The organism is Flagellimonas pelagia, assembly GCF_003584135.1.
Taxonomy (GTDB): domain Bacteria; phylum Bacteroidota; class Bacteroidia; order Flavobacteriales; family Flavobacteriaceae; genus Flagellimonas; species Flagellimonas pelagia.
Map to the genome: position 1 here is coordinate 240,128 of NZ_QXFI01000018.1, position 16,415 is coordinate 256,542.

Below are 16,415 nucleotides of genomic sequence, written 5' to 3' on the forward strand. Positions count from 1 at the left end.
AGCTGCATTAATTGTTGATCCAATACAAAAATCACAATGTTTCAAAAGCGTCGATTAAGTTTTTGGCAAATATGGAACCTCAGTTTTGGTTTCTTGGGCATTCAGATGGGTTTTGCCCTTCAAAATGCCAATGCCAGCAGAATTCTTCAAATTTTTGGGGCTGATGTCCATGAACTTTCTTGGTTCTGGATTGTGGCACCCCTCACCGGACTCATCGTACAACCCATTATTGGTCATTATAGTGACAGGACTTGGAACCGTTTAGGGCGACGTCGCCCCTATTTTCTTACCGGCGCCCTTTTGGCATCATTGGGGCTTGTTCTGATGCCCAATGCCGATATGTTCACTGCCTTTATGCCCGCTCTTTGGGTGGGTGCCGGAATGCTCATGGTCATGGATGCATCGTTCAATGTGGCCATGGAACCCTTTAGGGCCTTGATCGCGGATATTTTACCCGCGGACCAACGTACCTTGGGTTATAGCCTACAGACCGTGCTCATCGGGATTGGGGCCGTTGTGGGTTCTTGGTTGCCCTATGTGTTGACCAATTGGGTCGGACTGGACAATACCGCAGGAGCTGGGGAAGTACCTTTTAACCTTTTACTATCATTTATCATAGGTGCCGTGGTGCTCATTACCAGCGTATTGGTGACGGTGTTCACCACCAAAGAGTACACCCCTGAAGAAATGGCCCAGTTACTTCAATCGGAAGGGTCAGGCACCATTGACGAAGCTCCGGGAAAACTAAGTGATATTTTTACAGATTTCAGGAAAATGCCCCGTACCATGCGGCAATTAAGCTGGGTGCAGTTTTTTTCCTGGTTTGGGCTTTTTGGACTATGGGTCTTTGCACTTCCTGCCATTGCTCAACATATTTATGGTCTGGACCCCAACGACAACCAGAGTACAGCATTTCAAAATGCCGGGGATTGGTTAGGCATCCTGTTCGGAATCTATAATGGAATTTCTGCCATTTTTGCCTTCTTCCTGCCTGCCATCGCCAAAAAAGTGGGACGAAAGAAAACACATGCTATTTCCCTTATAATAGGAGCGCTCGGGTTTTTATCCATTTATATCATGCCCGATGAAAATTGGCTCATCCTATCCATGATCGGAATCGGAGTGGCCTGGGCCAGTATTCTTGCCATGCCCTATGCCATTCTCGCGGGATCCATTCCGCCCCAAAAAATGGGCGTTTACATGGGTATTTTCAATTTTTTCATTGTGATTCCACAGATTGTCAATGCATTGATTGGAGGTCCCATGGTGCGATATCTATACAATGAACAACCCATTTATGCACTGATGACGAGCGGAATTTCCTTTCTGATAGCTGCTTTGTTAGTCTCACGGGTGGATGACAAGGATGACCAAGTCGTATCCATTTAACGGAAACACAGACTCTACTTTTTACTTATAATCCAAAGAAAACCATTCCATTTTTCAACTTTGAAAATGGTCCAAAAAAAAATCAACATAGATGAAAAATATCATTTCGTTATTCATTCTGATGACTTTTGCCTTCGGCATTGGCCAAGTGCAACGCGTGGAACCTCCTTATTGGTGGACCGGCATGAAGAACTCCGAACTCCAATTATTGGTACATGGAAACCAAATCAGTGAACTCCAACCTGAATTCTCGCCCAATATCACCATCAAAAAAATTGAGAACACGGAGAACCCAAACTACCTGTTCATTACGGTGGACACCAAGAGCGTACAACCGGGTACCATCAAAATAAAATTTAAAAAAGGACGACGAACCATTTCTTCGGTAGATTACCAATTCTTGGAGCGAAGGGAAGGCTCGGCCGACCGAAAAGGTTTTGACTCCTCGGATGTAATCTATCTTTTGATGCCCGATCGGTTTGCCAATGGCGACACGTCAAATGACAGTCATCCCAAAACCATTGAAATGGCCGATCGGAGCCAACAAGGTGGTAGGCACGGAGGAGATATCCAAGGAATTATTGACCATCTGGATTACATTGATGAGCTTGGAGCCACAACCTTATGGAGTACTCCTTTGACCCTCGACAATGAAAAGACCTATTCCTATCACGGATATGCCTGTAGTGACCTCTACCAAATGGACCCCCGTTATGGCAGCAACGAGGATTTTTCTCGGTTGACCGAGGCATTGCACCAACGGGGCATGAAACACATTATGGACTACGTGCCCAATCATTGGGGCCTGAACAATTGGTTGATACAAGACTTGCCCGCCCAAGATTGGTTACATTATTGGGAAGGCGGTGAAAACGGTTTCAAGAGGAGTAATTACATCCAAACCACCCAACTGGATCCCAATGCCTCAAAATATGATGCCAAAGGGTGTATGGATGGATGGTTCGACTACACCATGCCCGATATGAACGAAAGCAATCCTATGGTCATCAATTATTTGGTGCAGAATACCATTTGGTGGATCGAAAGTGCCAACTTGGACGGCATGCGGGTAGACACCTATCCCTACAACGACAAAGTAGGGATTACCGAATGGGTGACCCGGGTGATGGAGGAGTATCCCAATCTGAACATTGTGGGCGAGGTTTTTATGCACGAAACGGCCCATATCGCGTTTTGGCAAAAAGACAGTAAGATCGGTGCCATCCAAGGGTTCAATTCCAACTTACCTTCGGTGATGGATTTTCCCCTCCACGACATTTTTCCCCAAGTCTTTAACCAATCGGAACAAAACTGGGGCGATGGCCTCTTCAAGGTTTATGATCACTTGACGCAGGATTTTCTCTATCCCAACATCAACAACCTATTGATCATGATGGGCAACCATGATGTGAACCGCATCAACCAGGCATTTGATGGGGATGTGAACAAATACAAGTTAGCGATTACTTTGTTAGCCACTTTAAGGGGCATTCCCCAAATCTATTATGGAGACGAAATTGGGATGCTAGGTGAAAAAAGTAAGGGCGATGGGGATATCCGAAGAGATTTTCCTGGCGGATGGCCGGGCGACCCACAAAATGCATTCTTGGAATCTGGAAGAACCGATGGGCAAAAGGCGTATTTCGATTATACCAAAAAACTATTGAACTGGCGAAAAACCAAATCGGTGATCCACAAAGGAAAGACCTTGCACTTTTCCCCAATGGACAATGTGTATGTCTACTTTAGGTATTTTCCCGAAAATCCGAACGATGCGGTCATGGTGGTTTTGAACAATTCCCTAAAAGACCAACAAATCGACCTGGCAAGGTTCGCCGAAGGCATCCAAAACCATCAAAGTGGTACAGATGTGATAACGGGACAGAATGTTGGACTGGACAAGTCATTGGAAATCAAGGCAAAATCTAGCTTAGTCCTTGATCTGAATTAATGCAATCCCGTTTGTTTTAGGTGTTTCCTTAAAAAATAACACGGTGATTTTATCTAAAAAGCAAGGGAACAGGACCATCTTTTAGAGGTTTCGCTGTAATTTCACCCTAACTATAAAAAATATATCATGAAACGAGCACTACTTTGCATCCTACTATTTCAACTTGTAGCATGTACCGAACTCCAACAGGTTGTGAATCAATTACCCCAAGGAACAACAGGAATTGGCAACGCAGAAATTGCCCAAGGATTACGTGAAGCCTTGAACATGGGTATTGAAAAACAGGTGAACAAACTGGCCCTTGAAAACGGATTTTTCAAAAACGAACTGGTCAAGATCCTGTTGCCGGAAGAACTTCAAAAGGTTGATAAGACCTTGAGGGACATTGGATTGTCCAGCCTTGCTGACGAAGGTCTAAAAATCATCAATAGGGCCGCCGAAGATGCCGTAGGAGAAGCCACCCCCATATTTGTCGAAGCGGTGAAGGGCATCACCTTTAAAGATGCCAAACAAATTTTGTTGGGGAATGACAATGCCGCCACGCAATACCTGCAACAGGCCACCAAGACCCAGTTGTACAATAAATTCAACCCAATCATCAAGAATTCTTTCCAAAAAGTAGGTGCGGACAAAATTTGGAGCAATATCATCACCAAGTACAATAACCTGCCCCTCACCAACGACGTGAACCCCGATCTAACCGATTATACCACCAACGAAGCCTTGGCCGGAGTCTATACCATGATAGCCGTGGAAGAGAAGGAAATTAGGACAAAGGTTTCGTCCAGGACAACAGATTTGTTAAAAAAGGTGTTTGCTTTGCAAGATTAATTATAATTTTTTTTGAATAACGCAATAAGTCAAAAATATCTACGTTATAAACTCAATAAAATGAAATAATTATAACAAAATCCTAAAGTTAAGTTAACCTTGACGTGAAGGTTTAAAGAGAATTTTGTAACAAGTTATCTGAGTTAGCATTTTTTTGAGTTAGTTAGTTTAAAAGCCAGTGTTCTCGCACTGGCTTTTTTGTTTATTTCCTTTTGTAAAGGCCATCAAAAGCTGTTGAAACCACTGTTTCTCCTTGGAACACCTCCCATAATTGTCGCACACTCCCATCCTCAAGTTTTGTCCAAGTAATGCGGTTTCTGTACTTTTTACCATCTTCCTTGATAAATTCATCCGAGGTCAAAATCATTTGATTTTCAACCCTGTTTCCTTTCAGTTTCAGGATAGCCCCCGCATTGTCCACCCATAATTGCTCCCATAGCCCTGTACCTGCATTGTAAAAATTCATGCTTGTCCCTGTATATCCGGCTTGGGCACTGGTCCAATTCTCACGAATCACACAACCATCCTCCTCCCTGCTGATCACACTGCTGCCTGCAGGTTTGCCGTTATTGTAATTGGTAACCTCCCATTCCCCAATCCAAAAGTCAAAAGCCTTATGGTTTTCCGAACAGCAATTACAAGAACCATTATTTTGGGCGTTCACTAGTATCGACATAAAGAGTAGAATCGGTAGTACTAGCTTTTTCATGTTTTCAATTTTCCGATATTCTGGTTGTTATTAAAGGTAAGTTAATTTTATCCTAAGCCATTGTAAGAATTAGTCTTGTTTTGGCCCTGATTCGTTAAATTTTAGATAAAAGACCTGATTTCTAGACGTATACCCCACTAGACCATAATCCATAGGCAGCATTTCAACGTATCTTTGATATTAACAAATCTTGAAAATCATGAACAATCAATATTGCAGAGTCGGAACAGTGACCCCGATTACCAGTGGAAGTGAGGCAATTTCCGTTTTGGAGGTCATGTACAATAACTTTATCGAGAAAGCTTCGGATGTTGCACACGTAGATACACGTTTGGGTGAATTCTTCAAGAGAAAAGCCCAAGGGATTAAAAAAGTATTGGAAAGCCTATCCTAAGATTGGATATAAATTTCAAGCTCGTGTTCCATTTCCTTTTGGATTTCTTCAGCCTTAGCAGCAGCTATTTCCGCAAAATCGCTTTCCTTGGAAGCGTACAATATGCCACGCGAAGAATTGACCAACAATCCAATGTTTTTGGTCATGCCATATTTGCACACGTCCTGCAAACTACCTCCTTGTGCCCCTACACCAGGCACCAATAAAAAACTTTCGGGCACGATTTCCCTGATTTCCTGTAAATAGGTGGCCTTGGTTGCTCCTACCACATACATCAACCGTTCAGAACCCTTATAGGTTTTAGAGGTTTTCAAAACCTGCTTGTACAGTTCTTCCCCTTCCAATTTTTTGGTTTGAAAGTCAAAAGCACCTTCATTCGATGTCAATGCCAGCAAAATGGTATGCCTATCCTCAAATTCCAAAAAAGGTTCCACCGAGTCCTTCCCCATATAAGGTGCAATGGTAATGGAATCAAAATCCATGGTTTCAAAAAAGGCCTTGGCATATCGTGTGGAAGTGTTCCCGATATCGCCCCGCTTGGCATCTGCAATAGTGAACAGTTCAGGATAATTGGCATTCAAATACTCCATGGTACGCTCCAACGATTTCCAACCTGGCAAGCCATACGCCTCATAAAAAGCGATATTGGGTTTGTAGGCCACACTATATTGATGGGTAGCATCAATAATCGCCTTATTGAACTCAAAAATGGGATCCTCTTCTTTAAGGAGATGCTCTGGAATTTTTTCCAAATCCGTATCAAGGCCAACACAGAGAAAGGATTTCTTTTTACGAATCTGTGAGATGAGATGTTCTATTTTCATTTAAAGTGGTTCTCTACTGTACTCTAACGGACCATTGTAATCACACGAAGCTTAGAAAATTTCCGAAGCTTCTTTTAGCTTTTCGGTATTGTCGACCAACATCAGTTCGTCGATGATTTTCTGGATATCCCCGTTCATGATATTCTGCAAATCATACAGGGTCAATCCGATCCTATGGTCGGTTACCCTTCCCTGGGGATAGTTATAGGTACGGATCTTGGCCGAACGGTCACCACTGCTCACTTGAGAATTTCGCTTTGCGGCATCCTCAGCCTGTTTTTTGGCCAACTCCATATCGTACAACCTGGCCCGTAATACCCTAAAGGCCTTATCCTTGTTCTTGTGTTGTGATTTTTCGTCCTGACACTGTGCCACAATCCCCGTGGGAACGTGGGTCAATCGCACGGCGGAATAGGTGGTGTTCACTGACTGGCCACCAGGTCCCGAAGAACAGAAATAATCGATTCGTACATCCTTGGGGTCTATCTGTACGTCAAATTCCTCCGCTTCCGGAATCACCATTACGGTCGCAGCACTGGTATGCACCCTACCTTGGGTCTCCGTTTGGGGAACACGCTGTACACGGTGCACCCCTGCTTCAAATTTCAAGGTACCGTACACATCCTCTCCAGAAACTTCAAAATGGATTTCCTTATACCCGCCACTCGTACCTTCATTCAGGTCGATGACATTGGTTCGCCATCCCTTGGATTCACAATATTTGGTGTACATACGGAAAAGGTCCCCGGCAAAAATACTGGCCTCGTCCCCGCCGGTTCCGGCACGTATCTCCATCACTACATCCTTGGCATCTTCTGGATCTTTGGGGATCAATAAGAATTTGATTTCATCCTCCAATTTGGGCAAGGCACTTTTGGCCTCGTCCATTTGCATTTTGGCCATCTCCACCATTTCCGCATCACTGCCATCGGCAATAATTTCTTCCGCTTCCTGTAAGTTGTTGGTGAGAGCTATATATTCATCACGTTTATCGGCAAGGACCTTAAGATCCTTATATTCCTTGTTCAACTTGATGTATCGTTGCTGATCAGCAATTACGTCGGGCTGAATGATCAAATCGGAAACCTCGTCAAAACGTTGCTTTACGATATTCAGTTTGTCTAGCATAAACCTGTCCTCCTTAAGACTGCGAATTTACGATTAATTTGTACATTTAGTAAATACCATGCTCTCATTGTTCCGCCTTAAAATCTACATGCTGGCTTTCTTGTATTACAAGTCCTTGCTACTCGTATCTGCAATTCTGAATATAGTTCTATTTTTCATTGGATTTTCTTTTTCGACAGTTTTGACAATAAAGTTGATTCTTTTGGGATTTTATTTTCTAAGATTTTTGGACATCCAATCAAAAAGGGAATTGATATTTTATCAAAACTTTGGTCTATCCATAGTTCATCTTTTTTTTCTATCCTTTGTTTTTGATGTCATCCTAACCTTTTTAATCCGTTGGCTCTTCTTTCTATGGTCTTAGAAGTAGATAACATAGAGTTGAACTACGGAACAAAGAAAGTATTATCCGGTATATACCTCCATTCAAAGTTAGGCACGGTTACAGGTATAATGGGGAGAAATGGATCAGGCAAAACTTCGCTTCTCAATATTATCTTCGGTAGTTTATCATCCAAATACAAGTCGATTCGAATTGATGGTAAAAACATTAAAAAACCATTATTCTCAACAAACAAAATCGCTTATCTACCCCAACACAGGTTACTAACAAAGAAAATTAAACTTAAAACGGCATTCAAACTATTTAATATTGAATGGGATGAATTCATTGGGTATTTTGAGAGTTTCAAAATCTACAAAGAGTACCGTGCACATCAGATATCAAGTGGTGAACTCAGACTCATTGAAACCTATTTGATTTTGAAGAGCCACCATGATGTCATTTTATTGGACGAGCCTTTTTCTTTTATAGCACCTGTTTATGTTGAAAGAATCAAAGCTTTGATTCATGAACAAAAGTCAAATAAAATCATCTTGATTACCGATCATTCTTACGAACACATTCTAGATATCAGCGATAACATTTACTTACTTAAGAATGGCTGCTCCAAGCTGATTGGCAACACCAAGGAATTAATCAACGAAGGGTATTTAACTGTTAATTCCCTACAAAAGTGGTCCCCAAGGTAATGATGAAGGCATTGAGGCCATCACTACGATCGTACTGGCTAAAACGCAGGTCGATGGTCTTTAGGCCAAAATTGAACACGCGTGCCGAGGTAAAAATATCCCGGTATTGTACTCCCATGCCGTATTGATGGGCACTGTAATCGGAAAGGTCATAATCCGAGGTGTAGAAGGAATAGGAAGAAAGTGCAACTTCCTTGGGATAAAAATAATCGGCCGCTGTTTGGGTATAATAGCGATAGGTTGGGTATAACGTAAACTTATCGGTCATTTTGAATGGCACCTCCAAACTTGCGGTATGGGAGGTAATCCCCCAATCATCCCAATAAAACCGATAATAGGAACGCAACACAATCAAATCGTTCAGGTAATAGTTCAATCTTCCCCCAAAAGGAACCTTCAATCGGCTATCCGGCAATTGCTCTATGTTGTCCGCCAGCTGAAAATCATCAATATAAAAATCCTCAAAATCAGCAAAATAAACCCTTTGGAAAGGCGTACTGAGCAAACCGTTCTGGGACACCAAGTCCAAAAACAGTGCCCCTTGTAGTTTCTCCGTCAATATTTGGGAAAAGCTTAAAGACAGGGAATAGGAGTTTCTCGTTTCCTTATCAAACTCGGAAAAAATGGGGCTATATGTTCCATTTCCCGTGATACGGTTATCAAAAAACTCTTCACGCAGTTCAATGGGATAAACGGGATTCCATTTGTCCAAAAACACCTTGCCACTCAAGGTGATTTCAGTATTCTTTTCGTTGAACAATTTGGTGTAGCTACCGCCAAAACCGATGGAAAAATAATCGTATTCGGAAGACAGGTAGGCATTGGCGCTCCAAATGGAGTTCCGGTCTTCTGAACTATGCGCATAACTTGGGTTGATGTAGGCCAACAAATCCTTTCTGGATTCCCCCGAAGAAGCATCGAAGGGGGTCACATTGATTCCGCCATCCAACGGATTGATGTTACTGGAGGAAGCAGAAGTATAAGCAGAAAGCCCCACATCCACGGTCAGCACATCGTTCTCGTTCATGGGCATGCGCAAGACAATGGTAGAAGTGGCATCCGTCAATTCTTCCGTACCCTCACCACCCGTGACAGCCGCATGTTTACCATCTTGATTGTAATAGCTGAACAATACATCGACCTCGCTGGTTTCCAAAACCCTCTTTTTATAAGAAGTATCGGGCTGTTGAGCAAAAACCAAGGAACCCATCATCACGAAAACCCCAAAAAGAATGGCTCCTAAGATGGTTTTATTTTGGGTTACGTGAGATTTACTGCTCATATTTTTTGAGTTAATTACAGCCACAACCACCGCCTGTCTTACCGCCATTGGCACCGGACGACGCCTCCCTGTAAATATGAAAATTGGTTTCGAAACGTTCATTGGCCCGTGCCCCCAATTGCATTTCCACATCGTTCAGATAGACCTTGTCATATTCACGAACGGCAACGCAAGAGCTTGAAAAAATCAAGAGAAGCAGTAAAAATAGAGGTTTTCGCATGTGGTAAATTTACGGATTCACATCGAACATGATACCAGAACTCTTATGGATTTTGTTATCCGAGTCCACCACTACGGCCTCTACCCCATCGATTTGGTTGATCATGTGCAGACCAACATCCTTTCCCATGATGAAAACGGCAGTAGCTAACGCATCACAAAGTTCCGCTTGTTTAGCAAAAATGGAAACACTGCTGATTCCCGTAGTAGGATAGCCCGTTCTTGGATCGATGATATGGGAATATTTTTTACCATTCAAGGTCACGAACTTTTCATAATTGCCAGACGTGGCCACGGATGATTCTATAATCGGCAACCAACTGAACACTTTATCCTTACTCAAAGGATTGGCAATACCCACCAGCCATTTTTCCCCGGTAACCTTGGTTCCCCAAGTGGTCAAATCCCCGGATGCGTTGATGATGCCACCCTTCACATCCTTGGAAACCAAAAGTTCTTTGGCACGGTCTGCCGCATATCCTTTTCCAATGGCACCAAAGCCAATCCGCATGCCGGGTTCGGGCAAAAACACCGTTTCCTTTTCAGGGTCGAGAACAATTTTTTGATATCCGATCTTGGTAATGGACTTTTGGACATCCTCTTTGGATGGAAGGCTTGTCATGGTCCCATCAAACTTCCAAATGTTGTCCATGGAAGCATAAGTGATATCGAAAGCGCCGTCGGTAATATCCGAAATCTTTATAGCGCGTTCTATCAATCCAAAAAGCTCAGGACTTACCTTGACGGGTTTTATGCCTGCATTTTGATTGATCAGGGTTGTTTCCGAATCCTTGTCCCATGAAGAAATGATTTTTTCAATACGTTCAATTTCCGAAACGGCCAGATCAATATTGATATACCCTATTTCCTCGTTGGGGGCCACCACGGTGATCTCGAACCGGGTGCCCATCAACTTCAAGACCTTCCTAACGGTCACATCCTTATGCAGCATCTGCCCTTGGGACAGCATACAGAAGAGGCTGAACAAAAGAGCAAATCGCTTTTTCATTTTATGAACTTATTAAGGGTCGCAATATATTTTTCCGGGGTAGAACGGGCCACAAAACCTGTTTCTCCCAATACTTTTTCATTTTTATCCAAAACCACCACCAAGGGAAAATAACCCTTCGGGTTATACCTCTCGATCAGGGATTTATTTGTGGCCATCAAAGGTTCTGGAAGTTGGTTTTGCTTCTTTCTAGGAAAGTCAGCATTGTAGAGCACATAATGTTCCGAAGCATATGCTTTAAACTCATCGCTATCAAAAATATGCTTCTTCAAACGGATACAGGGAGCGCACCAATCCGATCCAGAGAACACCAAAACAATGGGTTTATTCTCCTCTTTGGCCTTGGAAACGGCATCATTGAAGCTTGGCTGCCATTCTTGGGCCTGAAGTGCAGATGCAAAAACAAGTGAAAGTAGGATCAATATCTTTTTCATGGATTTGGGACTAAAAGGTTTACTCATAAATCCGAAGTATGGAACCGTTCAACTCGGTGTTGTACACTTTTATGGCCTTGGCGGGCGCGCTGTCCACTTGGTTCAAGGGTGTACCATCTTGATCAAAACGAGAACCATGCACATCACAATAAAAAATACCGCCGCTTTGGTTCACAAACCGAACTTGATCATAGGATTCATGACTACAGACCTGGCTTGCGGCAATGAACTCACCTTCCAGGTTTTTGGCAATCACCACTAAATTTTTCAGGATAAACCCTCCATTATTCGCAAGGTTGGCTGCTTCGGCGGAACCAAGGTCTACCGTAAAATCAACACCCGTAGGTTCTTCCACAATATTCCCGTTGACTTCGTCCTTGGAGCATCCTTGCAAACAGGGAAAAGTTAGGGCGAATGCAGCACCAGCGCCTAAACTTCTCAAAAATTCCTTTCTTTCCATAGCGTGAGGTTTATAATATAAAACGCTATTTAAGGAAGATTCGTATGCTAATATTCAAACTTGCCGTACTCGCTTTGGATGGTCAATTTTTTGCTTTCGGAAGCTTCCACCCTACCAATGATCTGCGCATCCACACCAAAACTTTTTGAGATAGAGATAATATCCTCAGCAACTTGTTCATTTACATAGATTTCCATACGATGCCCGCAGTTGAAAACTTGGTACATTTCCTTCCAATCGGTACCGGATTGTTCCTGTATCAATTGAAACAAAGGAGGTATCGGGAACATGTTGTCCTTGATGATATGGAACTGCTCAACAAAGTGTAAAATCTTCGTCTGGGCACCACCACTACAATGCACCATTCCATGGATATCATCCGAGGTATATTTTGATAGGATCTTTTTTATAATCGGAGCATAGGTCCGGGTTGGTGACAACACTAATTTTCCCGCATCCAAAGGAGCGCCGGGAACGGAATCCGTCAATTTCGTATTGCCAGAATACACCAATTCCTCAGGAACCGAAGCATCGTAACTTTCGGGGTATTTTTTGGCCAGATATTTTCCGAAAACATCATGGCGAGCCGACGTTAGACCATTGCTTCCCATACCGCCATTGTACCCACTTTCATAGGTTGCCTGGCCGTACGATTCCAATCCGACGATTACATCTCCTGCCTTAATATTGGCATTATCGATGACCTCGCTGCGTTTCATGCGTGCCGTGACGGTAGAATCCACGATGATGGTTCGTACCAAATCCCCCACATCGGCTGTTTCACCTCCTGTGGAATGAATGGTAATCCCGTGTTCGGCCAAGTCGGAAATCAATTCTTCCGTACCATTGATGATGGCAGAAATCACTTCCCCAGGAACCAAATTTTTATTCCGACCTATGGTAGAGGACAACATAATATTGTTTGTAGCGCCCACACAGATCAGGTCATCCACATTCATGATGAGGGCATCCTGGGCAATCCCTTTCCATACCGATATATCTCCAGTCTCTTTCCAGTACATATAGGCCAAGGAGGATTTTGTTCCTGCCCCGTCGGCATGCATGACCAAACAATGGTCTTTACTTCCTGTGAGATAATCGGGCACTATTTTGCAGAAAGCCTTGGGAAAAAGCCCCTTATCAATGTTCTTGATGGCATTGTGCACATCTTCCTTGGAGGCGGAAACGCCTCGTTGCGCATATCTCTTACTGGAGTCGGACGACATAAATTAGGTTTGGGCAAAAATAACGGAAAGCCTTCAAATTATGGGTACGGAACTACTTCTTTTCAAGCAAAAACCTTTATTTTGAAAAGAGCATCTCCCTGTACTTGGTAAACGGCCAAAACTCATCCGCAATCAATTTTTCCAGAGCATCGGATTGTTCCCGTATCGAATCAAAATAGGGTTTTACATTGTTGCAATAGGCCTGGGCCTTCTTATTCCGCATGGACATGCCATTGGCGCGTCGTCTGGCATCCGTCATTTCATCGGTGAGTTTCTTGATCTCGACAATGTGCTCTCCAACCTGTTCCAGTATGTTCAATTGGGTCTCCGCCACCTTTTTGTGTGCCGCCCCATAAACCTCCCTGAGTCCGTTGATGTTTTCCAGCAAAATGTTCTGGTACTTTACCGCAGCGGGAATAATGTGGTTGTAGACCATTTCTCCCAGGACACGGCCCTCAATTTGAATATGAAAAATATAAGCTCCAAGTTCCACATCTTGATGTGCGGTAAGCTCCACCTCGCTCATCACGTCCATCTCCTTAAAAAGGGCTATGCTTTCCTTTTCGGTGATCACCTGCAGCGCTTCTGGAGTGTTTTTATTGAAACTTAACTTGCGACGCCTTGCTTCTTCCTGCCACTCAATACCATAACCATCCCCTTCAAACCTGATACGCTTAGAGGTTTTGATGTATTCACGAAGTACATTGAAAACGGCCTCATCCTTCTTCAACTTTTTCTTGTCGATCAATGCATCAACCTCCTTTTTAAAGTCGGTCAACTGTTTGGCCACGATGGTGTTGAGAATGGTCATGGGTTTGGCGCAGTTCATCTTGGAACCCACCCCTCTCATCTCAAATTTATTCCCAGTGAAGGCAAAAGGTGAGGTACGGTTTCTATCCGTATTGTCCAACAAGATTTCGGGAATCTTGCCCACCACATTCAACTTGAGCTCCGTTTTTTCCTCTGGGGACAGTTTTCCTTTGGAAACCCCCTCCAACTCATCGAGCACATCGTTGAGTTGCTTTCCAATAAAGATGGAAATGATGGGAGGAGGTGCCTCATTGGCCCCCAAACGGTGGTCGTTACTCGCAGAAGCTATGGAGGCACGGAGCAATTCTTCATAAGTGTCCACGGCCTTGATAGTATTGACGAAAAAGGTCAAAAACTGAAGATTTTTCATGGGTGTGGTCCCAGGACTGAGCAAGTTCACCCCAGTATCAGTAGCCAACGACCAGTTGTTATGCTTGCCCGACCCGTTGATGCCTGCAAAGGGTTTTTCGTGGAAAAGCACGGAGAAATTATGGCGGTCCGCAATTTCTTCCATCACATCCATCAACAATAAATTATGGTCCACGGAAAGGTTGGCCTCCTCGAACACCGGCGCCAACTCAAACTGATTGGGAGCCACTTCGTTATGCCTGGTTTTAACAGGTATGCCCAATTTGGTGCATTCCTTTTCCAAATCGCTCATAAAGCTCAAAACCCTTGGGGGGATCACACCAAAATAGTGATCGTCCAATTGTTGCCCCTTGGCAGAAAAACTTCCCACCAAAGTCCTACCCGTTGTAGCAAGGTCCAAACGGGATTTGGCCAAGGCCTTGTCTATCAAAAAATATTCCTGTTCCCACCCTAGGGTAGCATGTACCTTTCTTACATTCTTGTCAAAATATTGTGCCACACCCGTCGCCGCCTGATCAATGGCATGCAATGCCCTTAATAATGGGGCCTTGTTGTCCAATGCTTCCCCGGTGTAGGCCACAAAAATAGTGGGGATACAGAGGGTTGTCTTATATATGAATGCCGGTGATGTTGGGTCCCAAGCGGTATAGCCGCGGGCCTCAAAAGTGTTTCGGATACCACCACTGGGAAAACTGGAAGCATCAGGTTCCTGCTGCACCAATTGGGCCCCACCAAACTTTTCCATGGCTCGTCCATTGGGCAGAATATCAAAGAAAGCATCATGTTTTTCGGCCGTGGCCCCTGTTAATGGTTGAAACCAGTGGGTATAGTGGGTAGCTCCCATGGACAAGGCCCATGCCTTCATTCCCTCGGCCACTTGGTCAGCAATTTTTCTATCTATCTTATTTCCTTGGAAAATGGCGGATTTTACGTTCTCGAAAGCATCTCGCGTTAAAAACTGGAGCATTTTCTCTTCATTAAAAACATTCTTCCCAAACAACTCGGATCTTTTACCCGTTTCGCTAATGGAGGTATGCTCCCTCTTTCGGCTCTCTTCCAAAGCTTGAAATCTGATCTTCGGCATTTTTAAATTATTTAAACTTCAAATCTACAATTAACAATTTAATAATATTAGAGGTAAAATTTACTTTTTTTTCACTCATCCCCGCTTAAAACAGGGGTAATATAAATAATAAAGAGAAGTTTGTGATTTTACCCCCTTAAAACATTGATAATTAAATGAAAAATTTATTTTTGTGCTTCATTACTTTGAGAACAATTAACTACCAGAATTATGAGCAAATCAAAATTAGAGTATATCTGGTTGGACGGTTATACACCCACCGCCAACATGAGGAGCAAAACAAAGATTGAAGATAATTTCAGCGGAAAGTTGGAGGACTGTCCTGTATGGTCTTTCGACGGAAGTTCCACTGAACAAGCCGAAGGAGGCTCTTCAGATTGCTTGCTTAAGCCTGTTGCCATTTTCCCAGATCCGGGAAGGATCAATGGTTACTTGGTGATTGCAGAGGTGTTGAACCCAGATGGTACCCCACACGAAACCAATTCAAGAGCTACTATCGATGATGAGAATGATGATTTCTGGTTCGGATTTGAGCAGGAATACTTCATCATGGACACCAGAACCCAGTTGCCACTTGGTTTCCCAATGAACGGATATCCAGGTCCCCAAGGATTGTACTATTGCTCTGTTGGTGGTAAAAACACCCATGGCAGGGAATTGGTGGAGCGCCATGCCGATATGTGCCTTGAGGCTGGTATCAATTTTGAAGGTATCAACCAAGAGGTTGCATGTGGACAATGGGAATTCCAGATTTTTGCCAAAGGAGGCAAAACTGCCGGTGACCAAGTTTGGGCCGCCCGTTACCTATTGGACCGATTGACCGAAGATTATGGTTACTATATTGAATACCACCCAAAACCCATCAAAGGGGATTGGAATGGTTCCGGCATGCACGCCAACTTCTCCAACAGTACTTTGAGGACTTGTGGTTCCAAGGAAACCTATGAGAAAATTTGTGAAGCTTTCAGACCTGTGACCGCCGAGCACATTGCCGTTTATGGCGCCTATAACGATCAACGTTTGACCGGTAAGCACGAAACGGCATCCATTCACGACTTCAGCTATGGGGTTTCTGATAGAGGTGCTTCCATCAGGATTCCTATCATGACCGTGGAGAAAGGATGGAAAGGATGGTTGGAAGATAGAAGACCTGCTTCCAATGCAGATCCATACAAAGTTGCGGCCCGTATTATTAAAACGGTAAAATCCGCCAAGGTATAAGAAGTTTATAAATTAGTTGTTGATTATAGATGGAAACCGTCCC

Annotated in this window: 16 protein-coding genes; 6 read left to right on the plus strand and 10 right to left on the minus strand. The window is 43.5% G+C overall.

Annotated features, from left to right (window positions below; genetic code table 11):
• Window positions 1–36: 36 nt before the first annotated feature.
• The 3 genes from D2V05_RS07535 to D2V05_RS07545 all read left to right on the plus strand — a co-directional run bounded on the left by D2V05_RS07535 (window position 37) and on the right by D2V05_RS07545 (window position 4,171).
• The gene (locus D2V05_RS07535; protein ID WP_119647104.1) at window positions 37–1,389 is read left to right on the plus strand and encodes an MFS transporter; all 1,353 of its coding nucleotides are present in this window, start codon (window positions 37–39) and stop codon (window positions 1,387–1,389) included.
• 91 nt (window positions 1,390–1,480) lie between these two features.
• Window positions 1,481–3,340, plus strand: coding sequence for a glycoside hydrolase family 13 protein (locus D2V05_RS07540; RefSeq protein ID WP_119647105.1), 1,860 nt, complete (start codon window positions 1,481–1,483; stop codon window positions 3,338–3,340).
• A gap of 126 nt (window positions 3,341–3,466) precedes the next feature.
• On the plus strand, window positions 3,467–4,171 hold the full coding sequence (locus D2V05_RS07545; RefSeq protein ID WP_119647106.1) for a DUF4197 domain-containing protein: 705 nt from the start codon (window positions 3,467–3,469) through the stop codon (window positions 4,169–4,171).
• A gap of 202 nt (window positions 4,172–4,373) precedes the next feature.
• Here D2V05_RS07545 and D2V05_RS07550 read toward each other — a convergent pair whose 3' ends face one another.
• A complete protein-coding gene (locus tag D2V05_RS07550) occupies window positions 4,374–4,880 on the minus strand; it encodes a hypothetical protein (protein WP_119647107.1) in 507 nt (168 codons plus the stop codon).
• Window positions 4,881–5,079: 199 nt separating this feature from the next.
• Here D2V05_RS07550 and D2V05_RS07555 point away from each other — a divergent pair, with 199 nt between their 5' ends.
• Complete coding sequence (locus D2V05_RS07555; RefSeq protein ID WP_119647108.1) at window positions 5,080–5,274, plus strand: hypothetical protein; 195 nt, start codon at window positions 5,080–5,082, stop codon at window positions 5,272–5,274.
• Here D2V05_RS07555 and pyrF read toward each other — a convergent pair.
• Window positions 5,271–6,098 (minus strand): orotidine-5'-phosphate decarboxylase, encoded by an 828-nt coding sequence (pyrF, locus tag D2V05_RS07560; RefSeq protein WP_119647109.1) that lies wholly within the window; start codon window positions 6,096–6,098, stop codon window positions 5,271–5,273. The two genes, D2V05_RS07555 and pyrF, sit on opposite strands and share 4 nt — an antisense overlap.
• 51 nt (window positions 6,099–6,149) lie before the next feature.
• The gene (prfA, locus tag D2V05_RS07565; protein ID WP_119647110.1) at window positions 6,150–7,226 is read right to left on the minus strand and encodes a peptide chain release factor 1; all 1,077 of its coding nucleotides are present in this window, start codon (window positions 7,224–7,226) and stop codon (window positions 6,150–6,152) included.
• Between the two features lie 354 nt (window positions 7,227–7,580).
• Here prfA and D2V05_RS07575 point away from each other — a divergent pair, with 354 nt between their 5' ends.
• The gene (locus tag D2V05_RS07575; RefSeq protein ID WP_119647112.1) at window positions 7,581–8,258 is read left to right on the plus strand and encodes an ATP-binding cassette domain-containing protein; all 678 of its coding nucleotides are present in this window, start codon (window positions 7,581–7,583) and stop codon (window positions 8,256–8,258) included.
• Here D2V05_RS07575 and D2V05_RS07580 read toward each other — a convergent pair.
• The 7 genes from D2V05_RS07580 to D2V05_RS07610 form a co-directional block, all read right to left on the minus strand.
• A complete protein-coding gene (locus D2V05_RS07580) occupies window positions 8,227–9,471 on the minus strand; it encodes a DUF3570 domain-containing protein (protein WP_119647113.1) in 1,245 nt (414 codons plus the stop codon). The genes D2V05_RS07575 and D2V05_RS07580 overlap by 32 nt on opposite strands.
• Window positions 9,472–9,550: 79 nt before the next feature.
• On the minus strand, window positions 9,551–9,760 hold the full coding sequence (locus D2V05_RS07585) for a DUF4266 domain-containing protein (protein WP_119647114.1): 210 nt from the start codon (window positions 9,758–9,760) through the stop codon (window positions 9,551–9,553).
• Between the two features lie 9 nt (window positions 9,761–9,769).
• Window positions 9,770–10,768: an FAD:protein FMN transferase gene (locus tag D2V05_RS07590; protein WP_119647115.1), complete on the minus strand. Its 999-nt coding sequence runs from the start codon at window positions 10,766–10,768 to the stop codon at window positions 9,770–9,772.
• Window positions 10,765–11,202: a thioredoxin family protein gene (locus D2V05_RS07595; RefSeq protein ID WP_119647136.1), complete on the minus strand. Its 438-nt coding sequence runs from the start codon at window positions 11,200–11,202 to the stop codon at window positions 10,765–10,767. The genes D2V05_RS07590 and D2V05_RS07595 overlap by 4 nt, the downstream gene beginning before the upstream one ends.
• Window positions 11,203–11,221: 19 nt before the next feature.
• A complete protein-coding gene (locus tag D2V05_RS07600) occupies window positions 11,222–11,662 on the minus strand; it encodes a QcrA and Rieske domain-containing protein (RefSeq protein WP_119647116.1) in 441 nt (146 codons plus the stop codon).
• 47 nt (window positions 11,663–11,709) lie between these two features.
• Entirely contained in the window at window positions 11,710–12,888 is a 1,179-nt protein-coding gene (locus tag D2V05_RS07605) for an AIR synthase related protein (RefSeq protein ID WP_119647117.1), read from the minus strand.
• Between the two features lie 76 nt (window positions 12,889–12,964).
• A complete protein-coding gene (locus D2V05_RS07610) occupies window positions 12,965–15,151 on the minus strand; it encodes a glutamine synthetase III family protein (protein WP_119647118.1) in 2,187 nt (728 codons plus the stop codon).
• A gap of 210 nt (window positions 15,152–15,361) precedes the next feature.
• Between D2V05_RS07610 and D2V05_RS07615 the strand changes: the two genes are divergently transcribed.
• Window positions 15,362–16,372: a glutamine synthetase beta-grasp domain-containing protein gene (locus tag D2V05_RS07615; RefSeq protein WP_119647119.1), complete on the plus strand. Its 1,011-nt coding sequence runs from the start codon at window positions 15,362–15,364 to the stop codon at window positions 16,370–16,372.
• Window positions 16,373–16,415 lie beyond the last annotated feature (43 nt).